The sequence below is a fragment of the Streptomyces sp. NPDC027185 genome, from assembly GCF_055567035.1.
This window is the reverse complement of sequence record NZ_JBVHRF010000017.1, coordinates 1897-5299: the sequence shown is the minus strand read 5'-3', so window position 1 is coordinate 5299 and position 3403 is coordinate 1897. Positions and strand designations below refer to the sequence as shown.

At 73.0% G+C, this 3403-nt stretch carries 1 protein-coding gene; it reads right to left on the bottom strand.

What is annotated here, in order from left to right:
• A partial coding sequence (locus ACZ4M8_RS29905) for a hypothetical protein (protein WP_467613202.1) occupies nt 1-3403 on the bottom strand: 3403 nt, incomplete at both ends.

Genomic DNA, 3403 nt, shown 5'->3' with positions numbered 1-3403 from the left:
CTGCCCGGTGGCCCGTTCGGTGCCGAATCCGATCGGTGGTACAAGGGTCTGCGGGAGGGTCACGTGCAGTTCTTCGTAGGGCAGGACCTCTTCGATCACTGGGAAGGTGATGTCGAACATCTTCTTGACCGGGAGGGAGCCGGGGATGGTCGCGGAGAACTCGAAGCTGTCCTCGATGAGGTCGCTCTCGTCGTCGTCCGCTTCGTTCGCCGCGGTCAGGAGGTCGCGGGTGTCCTGGAGGACGCCGGTCGACGAGGTGGCCGCGGGGCTGAGGGCGCGGAGCGCGGAGAGGTCGGTCAGCAGCTCGGGGAAGAGGTTCGCGTCCTCGGTGGATGTCTGGGGCAGTGCCACCAGCAGCCGGCCGCGGCCGTCGATGTCGATGGAGTCGATGGTGACCGAACCGACGGCGGGCAGCATGGCGGGAGTGTCGGACCACAGGGTGCTGCCGGCTTCGGACCACAGCACCCGGCCGTCGACGTTGACGGCGCGCAGCGGGGTACGTGCGGTGCTGAAGCGCAGCAGTGAGGTGGCGCCGGGGCCGGCTGCCAGCAGTTGCGCGGTGATCGCCGAGACGGCGGCCGAGGGCACACTGCCGCGCTGCATGGCGGCCTGCCGGTACCGCTGTGTGTCCCACCGGCCGAGGAGGTCCGACGGCTGCACCGGGTGGGTCGTCGAGGTGCTCGACTCCTGGCCCGGTGCGCCCGGCGACTGTGCCTGCGGTGTGCCGATGTCGATGACGCGGGCCGCCCGGTGCCGGGCGCCGGCCTGCCGGAGGCCCGGCACGGTGAAGGACTCCCGCTTGACGCCCTGGGCCGTGGTGACGAGCAGCAGCCGGCTCGCCTCGTCGGCCGCGGCGCCGGGGAAGACCTGCCGGACGAGGCCGTCGAGCACCTCGGGCGTCAGGCGCTCAGGAGTGTGCCCGGACTCCCGCGTGGCCAGTTCGACCAGTTTGCGCAGGGCGATGAGCCGGGAGACGGAACGGCCGGGGCCGAACCGCTGCGCAGGGTGGAGCGCGTCGTACAGCTCCGTCAGGGCGGGGTCGCGCAGCGGCGCCAGGGCGCTGCGCATCATCCGGTCGCCCAGCCAGGCGTAGTGCGGCTGCTGGGGTGCGGTGGCCGTGAGGTCCTCGGCCACCAGGGCGTCGCCGTCGTGCTCCGCCGGGAGCACGGACGCCTCGGACGGCACCGTGTTCTCGTCGGTGTCCTGCGGCAGCGTCTGCCCGGACAGCGGCGCCGGCCGCGGCGCGTCGATGACGGCGGGCGGCACGAGGGCCCCGGCCGCCGCGTTCCGCGGGGTGAACGTCCGCCACTCGCCGCGGTTGCCGTCGGCGTCGTGGTAGAGGAGGAAGCTGAACTCCTTGACGTGCGGGGTGGCGGCCACCTTCGTGGTCGGCGCCACGACGTTCATCCCGGTGGTGTCCGCGATCTGCTGGGCGACGGAGTTGCCCGCCGCGTCGGTGGCCGCCGCCTCACAGGCGGCCAGCAGGATCCACGCCTTGTTCCCGGCGCGCTTCTTCAGCGCGGCGACGCTGGCGCGCCGCCGCAGTTGCGGGCCGAACTCCGCGCCCGACATCCGGACGGGACGGCCGTTCACCGGAACGGTCAGCCAGCCCTTCTCACCGTGCAGCAGTGCCAGGTACAGCTCGTCGCCCGACTGCCACGGCACGGTGTCGAGGTCGCTCTCGGAGACCGTGTGCCGGGTGATCCGCTTGCCGGTGCCGTCCTCGGCGTGGACCTGCCGCTCCGGGTCGAAGTGCGCGAAGTGCCGCTTGGTCAGGTCGAGATCGGTGTGGCTGAGCAGCCGCTCCCGGGTGTCCTCGGGGGTGTGGAAGGACCGGCCGACGGGCCGCAGGGAGCCGGGGGCGACGATGAGGAGGTTGTCGATGTCGGACGCCTTGACCTGGACGCCGTCCGACGTCGTCAGCTCCAGCTCCGACTCCGCGGCGCCGTCCTCGACGTCCTTGCCGAGCTCCAGCTCCGGCAGCTCCGCCTCGCTGCGGAACCACTCCCGCACGTCCGGGTGCAGCAGCTCCCGCAGCGCGCCCGCCGCCAGCGGCGCGTGGTACGCCGCGTACGCCTCCGCGAACCACGCGCCCGGCGCGGCGAACTGGTAAGGAGACACCGCGTGCGCGCGGGCGGCGGCGAGGTAGCTGACCCACTCACCGGTCTCCGGGTGCGTCTGGAAGACGCGCCCGTCGTGCTCCAGCTGGTCCGCGCCGCCACCGTCCCGCGTCCACGGCTGCGCCATGGCGTCCCGCAGCAGCGTGACCATGGCCGTCAGCCGCGCGAACCGCTCGGCGTCGCCGTCGGCCAGCTCCTCGGGGATCCGCGCGATCCGCCGCGCGTCCGGCCCCTTGCTCTGGGACACCGGCGTGATCCGGGACGCCACCTCCGCGACGAGGCCGTCGAAGGTCCGGGCGCCGGCGGCGGCCGGGGCGAAGGTGGCGGCGGTGAGGCCCGCGAGGGCGAGGAACGCCGTGGCGACCTCGGCGATCCCCTCGCCGGTGTACGTCTGCCAGCCGCCGAACTCCACCTTGTGGGCGTGCTCCTGGGACCACCCGGTCCGGGCGTCGACGGAGCGGCCCACCTCGTGCCGCAGCACCCACTCGACGAGGTTGCCGCGCGGCGACCCGGCGGGAGCGAGCAGACCGGTGCCGGTCAGCACCTGGTGCTCGCCGGCCGTGAGGAGGTCCCGCACCCAGCGCAGCGCGGTGTCGTCCTTGCCGGCCCCGACGCCCAGCCACGACGGCATGGTGAACGGGTGGCCGAGACGGAGGGTCCGGTCGTCGGACCGGTAGCCGCTGCCCCTCGTGCCGGACGCGTTGCCGATGACCGCCGTCAGCTGCGGGTTCTCCTCCACATCACGGCGCGGCAGGGAGCCGAGGACCTGCTCGATCCGGTCCAGCATCGCGTGCCCGAAGTGATAGCCGTCCTTCGTCCCGGCACCGATGAGCGTGCCGAACCGACGGGTCAGCTCCGCCTCCCGCGCATCCGCGCCGGCATTCCGCAACCAGCCACCGATCGTGCGGGGCGGGGTGAGCGCGTGCTGGGGGTGGGGGGAGGGGAGATCCCAGGCCGAGGCGCCTGCGAAGCCGAAGTAGTCCTCCATAACGGCATCGAAACCGGAGGCACCGTGGGTGGGCTGGGCGTGGGAGGCCCCGATACCGGTCAGGGCGTGCGGGGGCTGCTGGCCCTGAGGGGGCACCAAGTGCTCCGGGTCGAGATTAGGACCGAAGCCGAAGTACTGCGCCATCTCGGCATCGAAACCGGAGGCACCGTGGGTGGGCTGGGCGTGGGAGGCCCCGGTGCCGGTCAGGGCGTGCGGGGGCTGCTGGCCCTGAGGGGGCACCAAGTGCTCCGGGTCGAGATTAGGACCGAAGCCGAAGTACTGCGCCATCTCGGCA